The 16,113-nt window shown below is 57.8% G+C and carries 13 protein-coding genes and 1 tRNA gene; 11 read left to right on the top strand and 3 right to left on the bottom strand.

Annotated features, from left to right (window positions below):
* Positions 1-38 precede the first annotated feature (38 nt).
* The 10 genes from serC (at position 39) to pyrF (ending at position 10,831) form a co-directional block, all read left to right on the top strand.
* Positions 39-1,121 carry a 3-phosphoserine/phosphohydroxythreonine transaminase gene (gene serC / locus MDHKLMBL_RS15745; RefSeq protein ID WP_104271402.1) on the top strand — a complete coding sequence of 361 codons (1,083 nt, stop codon included), beginning with the start codon at positions 39-41 and terminating at the stop codon, positions 1,119-1,121.
* Between the two features lie 2 nt (positions 1,122-1,123).
* Positions 1,124-2,221, top strand: coding sequence for a prephenate dehydratase (gene pheA / locus MDHKLMBL_RS15740; protein WP_008172067.1), 1,098 nt, complete (start codon positions 1,124-1,126; stop codon positions 2,219-2,221).
* Positions 2,222-2,266: 45 nt separating this feature from the next.
* The gene (gene hisC, locus MDHKLMBL_RS15735; RefSeq protein WP_104271400.1) at positions 2,267-3,391 is read left to right on the top strand and encodes a histidinol-phosphate transaminase; all 1,125 of its coding nucleotides are present in this window, start codon (positions 2,267-2,269) and stop codon (positions 3,389-3,391) included.
* A gap of 1 nt (position 3,392) precedes the next feature.
* Positions 3,393-5,621 carry a bifunctional prephenate dehydrogenase/3-phosphoshikimate 1-carboxyvinyltransferase gene (locus tag MDHKLMBL_RS15730; protein ID WP_104271398.1) on the top strand — a complete coding sequence of 743 codons (2,229 nt, stop codon included), beginning with the start codon at positions 3,393-3,395 and terminating at the stop codon, positions 5,619-5,621.
* Positions 5,621-6,301 carry a (d)CMP kinase gene (cmk, locus tag MDHKLMBL_RS15725; protein ID WP_014576793.1) on the top strand — a complete coding sequence of 227 codons (681 nt, stop codon included), beginning with the start codon at positions 5,621-5,623 and terminating at the stop codon, positions 6,299-6,301. The genes MDHKLMBL_RS15730 and cmk overlap by 1 nt, the downstream gene beginning before the upstream one ends.
* A gap of 130 nt (positions 6,302-6,431) precedes the next feature.
* On the top strand, positions 6,432-8,126 hold the full coding sequence (gene rpsA, locus MDHKLMBL_RS15720) for a 30S ribosomal protein S1 (RefSeq protein WP_014576794.1): 1,695 nt from the start codon (positions 6,432-6,434) through the stop codon (positions 8,124-8,126).
* Positions 8,127-8,260: 134 nt separating this feature from the next.
* Positions 8,261-8,557: an integration host factor subunit beta gene (locus tag MDHKLMBL_RS15715; RefSeq protein WP_008172061.1), complete on the top strand. Its 297-nt coding sequence runs from the start codon at positions 8,261-8,263 to the stop codon at positions 8,555-8,557.
* Between the two features lie 59 nt (positions 8,558-8,616).
* Positions 8,617-8,919 (top strand): LapA family protein, encoded by a 303-nt coding sequence (locus tag MDHKLMBL_RS15710; protein ID WP_008172060.1) that lies wholly within the window; start codon positions 8,617-8,619, stop codon positions 8,917-8,919.
* Positions 8,919-10,088, top strand: a complete 1,170-nt coding sequence (lapB, locus tag MDHKLMBL_RS15705) for a lipopolysaccharide assembly protein LapB (protein ID WP_008172059.1) — start codon at positions 8,919-8,921, stop codon at positions 10,086-10,088. The genes MDHKLMBL_RS15710 and lapB overlap by 1 nt, the downstream gene beginning before the upstream one ends.
* A 32-nt stretch (positions 10,089-10,120) precedes the next feature.
* Positions 10,121-10,831: an orotidine-5'-phosphate decarboxylase gene (gene pyrF / locus MDHKLMBL_RS15700; RefSeq protein ID WP_053114953.1), complete on the top strand. Its 711-nt coding sequence runs from the start codon at positions 10,121-10,123 to the stop codon at positions 10,829-10,831.
* Positions 10,832-11,329: 498 nt separating this feature from the next.
* Here pyrF and MDHKLMBL_RS15695 read toward each other — a convergent pair.
* Together MDHKLMBL_RS15695 and MDHKLMBL_RS15690 are read right to left on the bottom strand one after the other, a co-directional pair.
* Positions 11,330-11,405: transfer RNA gene (locus tag MDHKLMBL_RS15695), tRNA-Asn, on the bottom strand.
* Between the two features lie 70 nt (positions 11,406-11,475).
* A complete protein-coding gene (locus MDHKLMBL_RS15690) occupies positions 11,476-12,660 on the bottom strand; it encodes a pyridoxal phosphate-dependent aminotransferase (RefSeq protein ID WP_008172055.1) in 1,185 nt (394 codons plus the stop codon).
* A gap of 183 nt (positions 12,661-12,843) precedes the next feature.
* Here MDHKLMBL_RS15690 and uvrB point away from each other — a divergent pair, with 183 nt between their 5' ends.
* Positions 12,844-14,904, top strand: coding sequence for an excinuclease ABC subunit UvrB (gene uvrB / locus MDHKLMBL_RS15685; protein ID WP_053114954.1), 2,061 nt, complete (start codon positions 12,844-12,846; stop codon positions 14,902-14,904).
* Here uvrB and rimI read toward each other — a convergent pair whose 3' ends face one another.
* Positions 14,905-16,023, bottom strand: coding sequence for a ribosomal protein S18-alanine N-acetyltransferase (rimI, locus tag MDHKLMBL_RS15680; RefSeq protein WP_053114955.1), 1,119 nt, complete (start codon positions 16,021-16,023; stop codon positions 14,905-14,907).
* Positions 16,024-16,113: the final 90 nt, after the last annotated feature.

The raw sequence follows: 16,113 nt of genomic DNA, 5'->3' as shown, positions 1-16,113 counted from the left end.
ACGGACAGATTCAGCAAGACTTGAGAGAAAGCAGCAACATGAGCAGGGCGTATAACTTTTGTGCAGGTCCGGCCACCTTGCCGGAGAGCGTGCTTCGTCAGGCGCGGGATGAAATGCTCGACTGGCGCGGTACCGGCATGTCGGTGATGGAAATGAGCCATCGCAGCGACGAGTTTGTCCAGATTGCCGAAACTGCAGAAAAAGATCTGCGTGAACTGGCCGGCGTGTCGGACGACTACGCGGTTCTTTTCATGCAGGGTGGAGCGTCCAGCCAGTTTTCCACCATTCCTCTGAATCTGCTGGGCGAAAAAGGCTCTGCGGACTACGTGAACACTGGCATCTGGTCCAAGAAGGCCATTGCCGAGGCCAGTCGCTATGGCAAGGTGAATGTGGTTGCGAGTTCGGAAGACAGTGGCTTTACCACGATTCCGGATCAATCCTCCTGGCAGACCAGTGCCGACGCGGCGTATCTCCACTACACGCCCAACGAGACCATCGGTGGCCTGGAATTCGGTTTTATTCCGGATAGCCCGGGCACGCCGCTGGTGGCCGACATGTCCTCATCAATGCTGTCGAGGCCGGTGGACGTCTCCAGGTTCGGTGTGATCTATGCCGGTGCCCAGAAGAACATCGGTCCTTCGGGATTGGTGGTGGTCATTATCCGCAAGGATCTCCTGGGCAAGGCCCGCAAGGAGACCCCGACCATGATGAATTATCAGGTGATCGCAGATAACGGCTCCATGTACAACACGCCGGCGACCTACTCCTGGTACCTGGCCGGTCTGGTGTTCAAGTGGCTGAAAGAGCAGGGCGGTGTGAAGGCCATGGGTGAGATCAACCTGCGCAAGGCCCGCAAGCTCTACGATTTCATCGATACCAACGAGTTCTACGCCAACCCGATCGATCCGCGGTTCCGCTCGTGGATGAACGTGCCATTCACGCTGGCGGATGATGCCCTGAACGGTGAATTCCTGAAGGGTGCCAATGCCCGTGGCCTGCTGAACCTGGCCGGCCACCGGTCGGTTGGCGGAATGCGTGCGAGCATCTACAACGCGATGCCAGAAGCCGGTGTCGATGCACTGATCGACTACATGACCGAATTTGCGAAGGAGCGTGGCTGATCATGAGTGATGAGCAGGTTCGGCTCGGAGAGCTGCGGGACGAGATCGATCAACTTGATCAGAAGATCATGGAGCTGATCAGTGCCAGGGCCGCCTGTGCCCAGGAAGTGGCGCACGTTAAAATGACCGCCAATCCGGGGCAGGACGTCTTTTTCTATCGCCCCGAGCGGGAGGCCCAGGTGCTTCGCCGCATCAAGGAACAGAATCCGGGGCCGCTGTCGGGTGAGGAAATGGCCCGTCTGTTCCGGGAAATCATGTCGGCCTGCCTGGCGCTGGAAAAGCCCATGCACATTGCCTTCCTGGGTCCGATTGGCACCTTCACACAGGCGGCAGCGCTCAAGCATTTTGGTCACTCGGTGGTCAGCGTGCCTTTGCCGGCCATTGATGCGGTATTCCGGGAGGTCGAATCCGGCGCGGCCCATTACGGGGTGGTGCCGGTCGAAAACTCGACCGAGGGTATGATCAACCACACCCTGGATATGTTCATGTCCTCGCCGCTGAAGATCTGCGGCGAGGTTCAGCTGCGGATTCACCATCACCTGCTTGTGTCTCCGAAGCATGGCGACCAGGAAATCACACGGATTTATTCCCATCAGCAATCGTTTGCCCAATGCCGGCAATGGCTGGACACCCACCGCTACGGCATCGAGCGGGTTACCGTCTCCAGCAATGCGGAAGCGGCCCGGCGCGCAGCCGAGGAGCCCGGCACGGCGGCTATTGCCGGTGATATGGCGGCCGAGCTCTATGGCCTGCAGAAGCTGGCGAACAGTATTGAGGATCGCCCGGACAATACCACACGCTTCCTGATCATTGGCCGGGAGGAAGTGCCTGCCAGTGGCCACGACAAGTCGTCTATCCTGGTGTCCATGCGCAACAAACCGGGGGCCCTGTATCAGCTCCTCGAGCCGTTCCATCGTCACGGGCTCAGCCTGACCAGAATCGAAACGCGGCCCTCGCCAAGTGGCACCTGGGCCTATGTGTTCTACATCGATTTTGAGGGACATATGGAAGACGAACAGGTCCGGAAGGTTCTGGCAGAAGTGGATGAAGAGGCCGTTGAGCTCAAACGCCTGGGTTCCTACCCGATTGGCGTTCTGTAAGTATCTGCACCTGCGTTTCTGAGCAAAGAGTGTCGAGGACGATTTATGGCCATTGATTACCAGAGCCTGGCGGTTCGCGGCGTACAGGCCCTCTCACCGTATCAGCCGGGCAAGCCGATTGAAGAGCTGGCCCGTGAGCTTGGCCTCAATCCGGCAGAGATCATCAAGCTGGCGAGCAACGAAAACCCGCTGGGGCCGAGCGAAAAAGCGCTGTCGGCCGCGCGGCAGGCCCTCTCCGAGCTTTGTCTGTATCCCGATGGCAACGGATTCAACCTGAAGCAGGCGCTTTCGAAGCGTCTGAACGTCGGGATGGATCAGATTACCCTTGGTAACGGCTCCAACGATGTACTGGAAGTCATTACCCGTTGTTTCGCCGATGCAGATTCCGAAGTGGTTTTCTCCCAGTACGCGTTCGCTGTCTACCCCCTGGTGACACAGGCCATCGGTGCCAGGGGTGTGTCTGTGCCTGCCCGGGAATGGGGGCACGATCTGGACGCCATGGCCGTAGCGGTTACTGATCGCACTCGCCTCGTGTTTGTCGCCAACCCGAACAACCCGACGGGTACCGTTCACACGGCGGACGCCATCGAGGCGTTCCTGAAGAAAATCCCCGAGAACGTGCTTGTGGTTCTGGATGAGGCCTACTGTGAATACCTGACCGGTGATCAATACCCGGACGGTGTCGAGCTGTTGGCCCGTTTCCCGAATCTCATCGTTTGCCGCACGTTCTCCAAAGCCTGGGGGCTGGCGGCTCTGCGGGTAGGTTACAGTATCTCCTCGCCGGCCATCGCAGACATTCTTAACCGGGTGCGTCAGCCATTCAACGTGGATACGGTTGCCCTGTCTGCCGCCACTGCCGTTCTGGATGATGAGGATTACCTGCAGCGTTCCCGGGATGTGAACACAGCGGGCCTGCGTCAGTTGCAGGAGGCGTTTGACCGGATGGGGCTCGGTTACATTCCGTCGGCCGGGAACTTCGTTGCCGTGGAAGTGGGGGAGCAGGCCATGGGCGTATACCAGGCTCTGCTCGCACACGGTGTAATTGTCCGGCCCATCACGGGCTATGGCATGCCCCGTCATCTTCGGGTGTCCGTAGGGCTGCCGGAAGAAAATGAGCGCTTTATTGAAGCTCTGGCCCAGGCCCTGACTGCATCGGGGCTCAGCGACTGATATGACGTCTTCCGAGCCTCTGTTTAAACGGGTAGCGGTGATTGGCCTGGGGCTTATCGGTGGCTCCCTGGCCTGCGCGATCCGTCGCAATGGGCTTGCGGGTACGGTTGTTGGTGCGGACCATCGCTCTGAGGAACTGCAACTCGGCAAAGAGTTGGGTGTGATCGATCAGGCGGCTTCAACGGTGTCTGATGCTGTTCGTGGCGCGGACCTGGTTGTGCTTGCCGTTCCGGTGCGGGCAACACGCGCGGTTCTTGAGCAGATTCGCCCGGCTCTGGAGCCGGACGCGATACTCACCGATGTCGGGAGTACCAAATCCAGCTTCGTAACCGATGTTGAGGCCGTGTTCGGCGGCTTGTCGCCTCTGGTTATTCCCGGTCATCCCATTGCCGGTTCCGAGAAGAGTGGCATCCGGGCGGCCAATCCCGAGCTTTTCGCCAACCACAAGGTCATCCTTACGCCGCCGGACAATGTCAGTCAGCCCCACCTGGCTCGCCTGCAAGGGCTCTGGGAGGGCTGCGGTGCCACGGTGCTGACCATGTCGGTGGCGTATCACGATGAGGTGCTGGCAGCCACCAGCCACTTGCCTCACCTGATCGCGTTCTCCCTGGTAGATACCCTGGCGGGTGAAGATGAGAACATGGACATCTTCCGGTACGCCGCCGGTGGCTTCAGGGATTTCACCCGGATTGCGGCCAGCGATCCGGTGATGTGGCACGATATTTTTCTGTCGAACCGTGATGCGGTTCTTCGTGTCATTGACCACTTTACCCACGACCTCGAACAACTGCGCACTGCCATTGCCAATCAGGACAGCGCCACGTTGTTGCGGGTTTTCAGTCGCGCCAAGGCGGCGCGTGAACATTTTTCGAAGATGCTCTCAGGACAGGCTTACGTGACAAACAACAGTGAAAAGCAGGTAACGTTCCGTCTTCAGCCCGGTGGCGCGATCACCGGTGATATCCGGGTGCCCGGCGACAAGTCAATGTCGCACCGGTCCATCATGCTGGGTGCTCTGGCAGATGGCGTAACCGAAGTGAAAGGGTTTCTGGAGGGTGAAGACAGCCTGGCGACGCTCCAGGCATTCCGGGATATGGGCGTTACCATTGAAGGCCCGGACGACGGCTTTGTTCGCATCCATGGTGTTGGCATGCACGGGCTTCAGGCCCCCCGCGGGCCTCTGTATCTGGGTAACTCGGGAACCGCCATGCGGCTGTTCGCCGGTTTGCTGGCGGCCCAGCCCTTTGATTCCGAGCTGACCGGCGATGCGAGTCTCTCCGGTCGCCCGATGGGGCGGGTTGCCGATCCGCTCAGGGCGATGGGCGCCGTTATCGATACCGCAGAAGGGGGGCGCCCGCCACTGAAAATCCGTGGTGGCCAGAAGCTGTCCGGTATTCACTATGAAATGCCGGTGGCCAGTGCCCAGGTGAAATCGTGTCTTCTGCTGGCCGGGCTTTATGCCGAGGGCAGTACATCGGTGACCGAGCCGGCGCCTACTCGCGATCATACCGAGCGCATGCTGGCGGGCTTTGGCTACCACGTCCACCGGGACGGCGCGACCGCCAGTGTTAGTGGCGGCGGCAAATTGACGGCGACCAATATTGACGTCCCTGCCGATATTTCTTCGTCTGCATTTTTCCTGGTCGCGGCCAGTATCGCCCCGGGCTCCGATCTGATCCTTCGCCACGTTGGAATGAACCCGACCAGGGTTGGTGTGATCAACATCCTGAATCAGATGGGCGCCAATATCGAGATTCTGGACGAGCGCGAAATCGGTGGTGAGCCGGTTGCTGACCTTCGGGTCCGCTCCGCGGAGCTCCAGGGCATCGACATCCCTGAGGATCAGGTGCCCCTGGCCATCGACGAATTCCCGGTGCTGTTCATTGCCGCGGCCTGCGCCAATGGCCGTACGGTGCTGCGGGGCGCAGAGGAACTTCGGGTCAAGGAAAGCGACCGGATCCAGGTGATGGCAGATGGCCTTGCTGCACTGGGAGTCGAGACCACCGTCACGCCTGACGGCATTATTATCGATGGCGGTCAGACCATCGGTGGCGGTACCGTGAACAGTCATGGCGACCATCGCATCGCGATGTCCTTTGCGGTCGCTTCCCTGCGCGCTGCGGGTGACATTACGGTGAACGACTGTGCGAACGTGGCTACGTCTTTCCCCGGTTTTGTGGAACTTGCGCACGGAACGGGGATCAATATCTCAGCCGAGGGGGCTGAATAATGGTTGTTAGCAGTGCGCCGGTGATTACCGTTGATGGTCCCGGAGGTTCCGGCAAAGGCACCATCACCCAGATGCTGGCCCGAAAGCTCGGGTGGCATCTTCTTGATAGTGGTGCCCTTTACCGGCTGACGGCGCTGGCCGCGGTCCGCCAGGGTGTGTCTCTGGATGACGAGAACGGCCTGGTAAAAGTCGCCGCCGGTTTGGATGTGGCCTTTGAGCCCACTCCGGAAGGTGAGCCGGTAAAAGTGATTCTTGCCGGCCAGGATGTAACAGCAGATATACGTACAGAATCGGCTGGCGACAACGCCTCGAAGGTGGCGGTCATGCAGCCGGTCCGGGATGCGCTATTGCAACGCCAGCGGGACTTCCGGCAGGCGCCGGGCCTGGTGGCCGACGGCCGTGATATGGGAACGGTGGTTTTTCCGGATGCACCGGTAAAAATCTTCCTGACGGCAAGCGCCGAGGAGAGGGCCCAGCGGCGCTATAGCCAGTTGAAGGACGCGGGTGTCGATGTTAACATTGACGCCCTTTTAGAGGAGATACGGGTTCGTGATGAACGGGATATGAACCGTTCCGCAGCCCCTCTCAAGCCCGCAGATGATGCGCAAGTCATTGATTCTACGGGGTTGAGTATAGAAGAGGTGTTAGACAGGTGTATGGCCGCAGCAGGTCAGGCCTGACTACACCTTTTTGTCGTTGAAATGCCGGATGTAGCGTTATCTGCCAGCCACAGGCTTAATCCGGAACTTGTTAACAGACCGTGTTGCTGGTGGCACGGAGTACACTTGCGTTGATCATATAGGACTCATAATGAGCGAGAGCTTTGCGGATCTTTTTGAAGAAAGCCTAAAAGAAATTGACATGCAACCGGGTTCCATCGTCCAGGGAACCGTTGTAGACGTCGATAACGACTGGGTCACCGTTAACGCCGGACTGAAGTCCGAAGGCGTTATCCCCGCCTCCCAGTTCCTTAACGAAAAAGGCGAGTTGGAAATTGCTATCGGCGACGTTGTCGATGTAGCTCTCGACGCTGTTGAAGACGGCTTCGGTGAGACCCGTCTGTCCCGTGAAAAGGCCAAGCGTGCAGAAGCCTGGAAGGTACTCGAGAAGTCCTTCGAAGCTGAGGAAGTGGTTAAAGGTATCATCAACGGTAAGGTCAAGGGTGGCTTCACCGTCGATCTGGCCGGCATCCGTGCCTTCCTGCCTGGCTCGCTGGTTGATGTTCGTCCGGTTCGCGACACCGCGCACCTGGAGAACAAAGAACTCGAATTCAAGGTTATCAAGCTCGACCAGAAGCGTAACAACGTGGTTGTTTCCCGCCGCGCCGTTCTGGAAGCTGAAAACAGTGCTGAGCGTGAAGCTCTGCTCGAAACCCTGACCGAGGGTATGGAAATCAAGGGTATCGTCAAGAACCTGACCGACTACGGCGCGTTCGTGGATCTGGGTGGTGTTGACGGCCTGCTGCACATTACCGATATGGCTTGGAAGCGCATCAAGCATCCGAGCGAAATCGTTAATGTTGGCGACGAAATCAGCGTTAAGGTTCTGAAGTTTGACCGTGAGCGTAACCGTGTTTCCCTCGGCCTGAAGCAGCTGGGCGAAGATCCCTGGGTTGATATCAAGGGTCGTTACCCGGAAGGTTCCAAGGTCAAGGCACGCGTTACCAACCTGACCGACTACGGCTGCTTTGCTGAGCTGGAAGAAGGTGTTGAAGGTCTGGTTCACGTTTCCGAAATGGACTGGACCAACAAGAACATCCATCCGTCCAAGGTTGTCCAGGTTGGCGACGAAGTGGACGTGATGATTCTGGATATCGACGAAGAGCGTCGTCGGATCTCCCTGGGTATCAAGCAGTGCGTATCCAACCCGTGGGAAGATTTCTCCAGCAACTTCAACAAGGGCGACCGCATCTCCGGCAAGATCAAGTCAATCACTGACTTCGGTATCTTCATCGGACTGGATGGCGGCATCGACGGTCTGGTTCACCTGTCTGACATCAGCTGGAACGAGACTGGCGAAGAAGCGGTTCGTGAATACAAGAAGGGTGACGAAGTTGAAACCGTTATCCTGTCTGTTGATCCGGAGCGTGAGCGTATCTCCCTGGGTATCAAGCAGCTCGAGAGCGATCCGTTCGCCGAGTTTGTACAGCTGAACGACAAGGGCTCTATTGTTAAGGGCACCGTGTCTGCAGTTGATGCCAAGGCAGCTACCATTGCTCTGAACGACGAAGTTGAAGCGGTACTGAAAGCCTCTGAAATCAGCCGTGACCGTGTTGAAGATGCACGCAACGCGCTGAAGGAAGGCGAAGAAGTTGAAGCGAAGATCATCAGCATCGACCGCAAGAACCGCATCATCAACCTGTCTGTGAAGTCCAAAGATGTTGAGGACGACAAGCAGGCACTGGAAAACGTGCGGACCAAAACTGCGGAAACTTCCTCTGGTGCGACCACCATCGGTGATCTCATCAAGGAGCAGATGCAGCAGCAAAACGCCAACAAGGACTAATCTTCCGGTTGGTACGAAAAAAACGGGCTCTAAGAGCCCGTTTTTTTTGTGTTTTTTTCTGGTTTGGCTAAACTAGGTAGTCATGGGAATCCGGTAACCGACGGCCGAATAAAAATGAAAGAGGGAAACGCCTCATGACGAAGTCCGAACTGGTCGAGCTGATTGCTTCCAAGCAAACTCAGCTCTCCGTTAAAGATGTCGAACTGGCTGTAAAAACCATCATCGAGCACATGTCCCAGTCGCTTGCCGATGGTCAGAGAATAGAAATCCGGGGATTTGGCAGTTTTTCCCTTCATCACCGGGCCGCGCGTACCGGGCGCAATCCGAAAACCGGTGAGGCTGTTCAGTTGCCAGCCAAATATGTGCCGCACTTCAAACCCGGCAAGGAATTGAGAGAGCAGGTCAACGACAGCTTGAAGAAAGGCTTTTAACAGCTGCTCAGGGAACGCGTATAATTCGGGCATAAAAGCCCTTTGGGAGTGCTATTGCTATGGCAGGATTGCAGAAGATCCTCATTATTCTGTTGGTTTTGGTCCTGGTTCTGCTGGCATTGGTATTCTCGCTCAACAATCAAATGGCAGTCTCCCTTAACTTCCTGCTGTTTGAAACCCAACCTCATGGTGTCGCTGTCTGGATTATCATGGCATTTGTTGTCGGTGCCCTTGTTGGCGTGCTGATGACCATGCTGGCCACCGTTCGCAACTCGGTGTCCCGGCGAACCCTTCAGAAACGACTTGATCGCGCCGAGCAGGCATTGGAGAAATCCAGGGCCCAGAACGACCGGACTCTTTAATGGATATCGTATTACAGTGGCTGCTGCTGACAGTTGCAGTCGCCGTTGGCTGGCTTGTGGGCCGGCTGGGAAGCGGTGACAGGCGATCCGGCAAAACGATTTCCGATGAGGAATCGGTGAAGGACCGTCTCCAGTTCCTGTTCACGAACTACTCCGACCAGGCGGTTGAGAATTTCGTCCAGTCCCTTGCGGTCAACAAGGATACTGTCAGTCTCCACCTCTCCATTGGCAGCCATTTCCGCAACAAGGGCGAAACCGATCGCGCCATACTGATCCACCAGAACCTACTGGCCAGGCCCGAATTACCCCCGAGATTCTCCCCGCAGGTGACTCTCGAGCTTGCCCGCGATTACCTGAACGCGGGGCTGCTTGACCGCGCCGAGGCATTGCTGCACCAGTTGATGGGCGACAAGGATTACGGACGGCACTCCTCCCAGCAGCTCATCGACCTCTACCAACAGGAAAAGGAATGGGCAAAGGCTGCCGAAGTGGCCCGAACGCTGACACGTGGGGACGCCGACCCGGCAATGTTCAAGGTGCTGGCCTACCTGACATGCGAGCTGTCGGAAGAGTCCCTGAAACAGGACGACCGTTGGGCTGCCCAGAAACTGGCCAAGGAGGCGCTTGAGTACGATCGCTCCTGCGTGCGAGCCAATCTGATTATGATGAAGCTGCTGGTTCGTCAGGGCAGCTATCGCGAGGCAGGCAGCCAGTGCCTGAAAGTATTCGAACAGAACCCCGAGTTTGGGCCGGAAGCCATCGACCGGCTCATGAAGCTTGAGCACGAGCACGGCGACATTGGCCGGTTGGCGAAAAAACTGCGCAAGCTTTACGAAAACTACCCGAGCACCAGTTTGTTGCTGGCTCTGGTGGAGTCTGTCGAGCGCGCCTCGGGGCGACCGGCTGCTATCGACTTGCTCAGGCAGGAACTGGAAACCCGCCCGAGTGTCCGTGGCTTGCTCAGGCTGGTGGAAATGGCCGGCTATGAGAAGGGCATGACCACTGATGAGGGCAGGCTGGTGAGCCGTATTGGCCACCTGATTCTCGCCAATCGTCCCGTCTACCGCTGTGTCAGCTGTGGTTTCTCTGGCCGTCAGCTGCACTGGCTTTGCCCAAGCTGCAAGCAATGGGAAACCGTGCGCCCGATCCAGGGTGTTGAAGCCGAATAAACCTTTACTGAATTTCTGCAGGACAAGTGAACGTGCAAACCGCTAACGATCCCAAGATCATCGTCGCCCTCGATTTTCCCTCCCAGAATCCTGCCCTTGAGCTGGTCGACAAACTGGACCCGGGTAAATGCCGCCTGAAAGTGGGTAAGGAACTGTTCACCCGTTCCGGCCCGCAATTGGTGGAAGGGCTTCAGAAGCGTGGATTCGACGTATTCCTGGACCTGAAATTCCATGACATCCCGAACACCACCTCAGCTGCAGTTGCTGCCGCTGCCGATCTCGGTGTATGGATGGTCAATGTGCATGCCTCTGGTGGCGAGAAAATGATGACCGCCTGTCGGGAACGTCTGGAAAGCTTTGGCGCGGATCGCCCGCTGTTGATCGCCGTCACGGTCCTCACCAGTATGAACGCCGACGACCTCGTCGGCATCGGCATCACCGATTCCCCGGAAGCACAGGTGTCCCGACTGGCAACCCTCACCAAAAATTGCGGCCTCGACGGCGTCGTCTGCTCCGCCCAGGAGGCACCGAAGCTTAAAGTCGAGCAGGGCGCCGACTTCAAACTGATCACACCGGGTATCCGCCCCCTGACGGCCGATAAAGGCGACCAGCAGCGCATCATGACGCCCACAGATGCCCTCAAAGCCGGTTCCGATTACCTCGTGATCGGCCGTCCGATTACTCAGGCGTCTGACCCGCTGGCTTCCTTGGAGGCTATTCACTCTGAGGTTATTGGCGCCTAGTTTCTAGGTTCTTGTCTGATTTGGGCTCCTAGCTTGCATGGTTTGGAGTCTGGTGGTGTGGGGCCTCCCTCCCAAAAACCGCTACGAGCACATCCATGTGCGCTTGGCTGTGGCCATCCTTGGCCACAGACATTTTTGGGAGGGAGGCCCCACACCACCTCTTCTAACTTCCTCAGATATATCTTGCATCAGAGTTCGGTGGGCTACTGCAATCTGCTGACTATCTGCTTTCTGTGAGAGTTTTGTCTGTTTTGCGGATACGTACACCGTCGAACGGTGTGGCTGTCATGGCTTTCCAAAACTGTAGAGGGCCATGGACGGCCCGAAACAAGCGCACACGGACGTGCTTGTAGCGTGTTTTGGAAAGCCATGACAGCCGCACCAGTCCCGCCAACGAGCAGGCTAGGGCAGGAGTAAACCTCAAAAACAAAAGATAGAATCAAAAGCGGGGCAATAAAAAACCCGCTAACTCAAAGAATTAGCGGGCTTTTAGAATAGTGGCTCCCCGAGCTGGGCTCGAACCAGCGACAAACGGATTAACAGTCCGTTGCTCTACCAACTGAGCTATCGGGGAACGTCGTCGTGTGACGAGGCGCGTATATTAAGTTGGCAATACCGCCCCGTCAACCCCTGGCCAGAACTTTTTAGCCAAGCGCTTTCTGAAGGCGTTCGACAGCCTTTTCCAGGTTTTCCATGCTGGTCGCAAAGCTCAGGCGCATGTGGCCAGGGCAACCGAAGGCGGAACCCGGGACCAGTGCCACGCCGGCGTCGGTCAGCAGTTTCTCGGCGAATTCAACGTCGGTGCTGACGCTGGAATCCGCATCGATGGCGCCCTGGAAGCTGGGGAACACATAGAAGGTACCGTCGCCGTTCAGGCATTCAACGCCTGGCAGCTTGTTCAGTGCTTCTACCAGCCAGTCGTGGCGTTCCTTGAAGGCCTTGACCATCTCGCCCACGCAGCCCTGATCGCCATCCAGCGCAGCCTGTGCCGCTGCCTGGGAGATGGAGGCCGGGTTGGAGGTGCTCTGGGACTGGATCTTCTTCATTGCACCGATGATTTTCGCCGGGCCCGCGGCGTAGCCGATACGCCAGCCAGTCATGGAGTAGGCCTTGGATACGCCATTCAGGACGAAGGTGCGGTCATACAACTCAGGCGTGGCGTTCAGGATGTTGCAGAACGCTTTGCCGGTCCAGAGGATCGGCTCATACATATCGTCGGTGGCGATCATGATGTTCGGGTGCTTCTTCAGCACCTCGCCGATGGCCTGCAGCTCTTCGAGGGTGTAGGCCATGCCGCTCGGGTTCGAGGGGCTATTGATCACGAACAGGCGGGTACGCTCGGTAATCGCGTTTTCCAGCTGCTCCGGAGTGATCTTGAAGCGGGTTTCAGCACCGGTTTCGATAATCACGGGTTTGCCTTCAGCCACCAGCACCATATCCGGGTAGGAAACCCAGTACGGGGCAGGGATGATGGCTTCGTCACCCGGGTTCAGTGTGGCAAGTGCGAGGTTGAAAAAGCTCTGTTTGCCACCACTGCTTACCAGTATCTGGTTGGCTTCGTAATCCAGGCCGTTGTCCCGTTTGAACTTCGCAATAATCGCTTTTTTCAGGGCTGGCGTACCATCCACGGCAGTGTATTTTGTCTGGCCGTTATTGATGGCTTCAATGGCTGCCTGTTTGATGTGATCAGGTGTGTCGAAGTCCGGCTCGCCGGCACCCAGGCCGATAATGTCCTGGCCTGCTGCGCGGAGTTCCGCGGCCTTGTTGGTGACTGCGAGGGTGGGAGAGGGCTTGATAGCCTGTACTCGGCTGGAAAGTTGAAGGTCCAAACTTGCGCTCCTTAAAGCTGCGTCTGATAGGGCTGCGACCGCCGGGTGCCAGAGCTGCTGGCTGATTTACGCCCAGCCGTCGATCGCACTGATGGTATCATGAAGCCAGTGTATCGCTAAATTTCTCGAATGGCAGGGGCTGTTTCGCCCGTGCGTCGGTTTTACCGGAGGTTTCCGCCAGTTATGGCCAGTAATCAGGCAAACGTTTCCGCCAGAGAGGGTGTGTTCCAGGTTGATTCGCCGTTCCAGCCAGCGGGCGATCAGCCCAAGGCAATCGAAGGGCTGGTGGATGGTATCCAATCCGGTCTGGCACACCAGACGTTGCTGGGGGTAACCGGCTCCGGTAAAACCTTCACCATCGCCAATGTCATCCAGCAGGTCCAGCGGCCCACCATCATCATGGCCCATAACAAGACCCTGGCCGCCCAGCTCTATGGTGAGTTCAAGGAGTTCTTTCCCGACAATGCGGTGGAGTATTTCGTTTCCTACTACGACTACTATCAGCCAGAAGCTTACGTGCCCTCGTCGGACACGTTTATCGAGAAAGACGCTTCTATCAACGAGCACATTGAGCAGATGCGTCTATCTGCTACCAAGGCATTGCTGGAAAGACCGGATGCCATCATTGTGGCGACGGTGTCGTCTATCTACGGCCTCGGTGACCCCCAGTCTTACCTGAAGATGATGCTGCATCTGGACCGGGGCGATCAGATCGATCAGCGATACATCCTCCGGCGCCTGGCCGAACTTCAGTACACCAGGAACGATATCGAGTTCCACCGGGCCAATTATCGGGTTCGGGGCGATGTGATCGATGTATTCCCGGCGGAATCCGAGAAGGAAGCTATCCGCATCGAGCTCTTCGATGACGAGGTTGAGAATCTCAGCTATTTCGACCCGTTGACCGGTGAGGTCCTGCGCCGAGTGCCACGGGTCACCATCTACCCGAAATCGCATTATGTGACGCCCCGGCAGACGGTGTTGGATGCGGTCGAGCATATCAAGGTTGAGCTGGATGAGCGGCTGCAGCAGCTGCGGGACAACAACCGCCTGGTGGAAGCACAACGCCTGGAAGAGCGCACCCGGTACGACATCGAAATGATGCTGGAACTGGGCTATTGCAACGGCATCGAGAACTACTCGCGCTATCTCTCGGGTCGCCGCCCAGGTGAGGCACCGCCGACACTGTTTGATTACCTGCCGCCCAATGCCTTGCTGGTGGTGGATGAATCTCACGTGACCATTCCCCAGATCGGCGCCATGTACAAGGGCGACCGGTCCCGGAAGGAAACCCTTGTTGAGTACGGTTTCCGCCTCCCATCGGCGCTGGATAACCGACCCATGAAGTTTGAAGAGTGGGAGCGAATTGCGCCCCAGATGATCTTCGTATCCGCAACCCCGTCCACTTACGAGGCCGAGCATGCGGGTCAGGTGGTGGAACAGGTGGTGCGCCCCACCGGCCTGCTGGACCCGGAAATCGAGGTGCGTCCCGCGTCTACCCAGGTGGACGATCTGCTCTCGGAAATCCACACGCGGGTGAAGGTAAAGGAACGGGTTCTGGTGACCACGCTGACCAAGCGTATGGCCGAGGATCTGACCGACTTCCTGATGGAACACGACATCAAGGTTCGCTATCTGCACTCGGACATCGATACCGTCGAGCGGGTGGAGATCATCCGGGACCTCCGGCGGGGGGAATTCGATGTGCTGGTGGGCATCAACCTGCTGCGGGAAGGTCTGGACATGCCCGAGGTTTCGCTGGTGGCCATCCTGGATGCAGATAAGGAAGGTTTCCTGCGCTCCGAGCGCTCACTGATCCAGACCATGGGTCGTGCGGCGCGGAATGTTCACGGCAAGGCCATTCTCTACGGTGACCGGATTACAGGCTCCATGCAGCGGGCTATTGATGAGACAGAGCGTCGCCGGGCCAAGCAGGAAGCTCACAATCTGGAGCAGGGCATTACCCCGCAGGGCCTGAACAAGAAAATTGCCGACATCATGGAAGGTGCCGGAGGCGGCGGCCGTGGCCGTCGCAAGGCCGAGCGCCCGGGGCAGAAAGCAGCCGAAGAGGCGGAACAGTATCGGGCCAAGGCTGGCAATCGATCGCCGGAGGAGGTCCTCAAGGAGGTGTCCCGGCTTGAGGATGAAATGTACAAGGCCGCTTCCGAACTGGATTTCGAGACGGCTGCGCGTCTGCGGGATGATATCGCCGAGCTGAAAGAGGCGGCACTGCGGACCGGCTGATCAGGCCGGTCGCTTGGGCCCTACGATGATCGCAGCCTGCAATGGCTGGTTCCTGCCGTACCGTGAAATCTGGCTGAACACCCGGCGGTCGACTGGCAGGTACTGCTTGTCGGCCACGGTTTCGCCGAGTTCTGTATCAATTTCCGGGTCGTGCAGGTACACGAACTGGTCGTCAATCGCGCAGACGGTGACCCAATGGGGAACGCGGCTGCGATTCAGTTGCCAGGTGCTGATCAGGATGACCGGAATTCTGCCTTCGTGAAGGGCTTCTTCCATCGCTTCGAGGGTCAGCGGGTCATGGTGTAGCTGAATGCCTGTCTTGCCGATGTCGTGTAAAAAGCCCTCGTGTACCAGCTCTAGTACCCGCTTCTTGTCCTCGCTTCTGACGGTGTCCTTGAAAAGGGCTCCTTCCATGCTGATCCAGGCGCTGGCTTCAAAACCCCGATTCCACGCTGCGAGCGCCAGTCCATGAGGGCCGCAGCCGCCGTGGCCGGCGAGCATAAATATGGTGGTCGCTTCTCGCCAAAGCCTGAGTTCTTCCAGGGTTGTGAGTGGTTGCTGTTCATCCAGAGCGGCCATCGCCATGATCAGCGCCGCCGGCCCGCAGGAGAAATCCGTGGTCTGCGGATAGTAGGGAACGGCCGGAAATTCTCTTGAAGGCTCGTAGAACAGAATCCGTCGCTCGAAGCGAAGGGCGTCTCCGTGGTCTTCGTAATAGTCCCGGTAGGTGCCGAACTGGCGATAGCCCAGGCGCTTGTAGAGGTTGATGGCGCCTCTGTTATCCTCGCGGACTTCCAGGCGCATGATGATACGGCCAGCGTCCACCGCCTCAGATTCTGCTTCCCGTACCAGTTTTTCGCCCACGCCCTGGCCACGCACAGCCGGAGACACCGCAATGGAGTAGATTCGGGCGAGCCGGGTGGCAGCGCTCATCAGAATCAGGCAGTAGCCCACCAGCTCGCCATCGGCCTCGGCCACAATCAAGCGGTCTCTGGGCATCTCCAGAAAGCGGCGGAAGCTACGCCTGGAAAGCCGGTCTTCGGCGAAGCACCGGTTTTCGAGCAAGACCAGGGCGTCGAGATCCTTGCTGGAGGCTTGTCGGAGCTGGAAATCAGGCATTGAGAGACGGCCTTGAAAAACGCGAGGAGGGCATGCTGTTGGGCTTCCCGTACTCCGCTATTATGTGTGAGAGTCAGGGTAACGCAAAGA

It is taken from the genome of Marinobacter flavimaris (genome assembly GCF_002933295.1).
GTDB lineage: Bacteria > Pseudomonadota > Gammaproteobacteria > Pseudomonadales > Oleiphilaceae > Marinobacter > Marinobacter flavimaris.
Note: the sequence above shows the minus strand (reverse complement) of the source record. Positions and strands in the feature narration are given on the sequence as shown.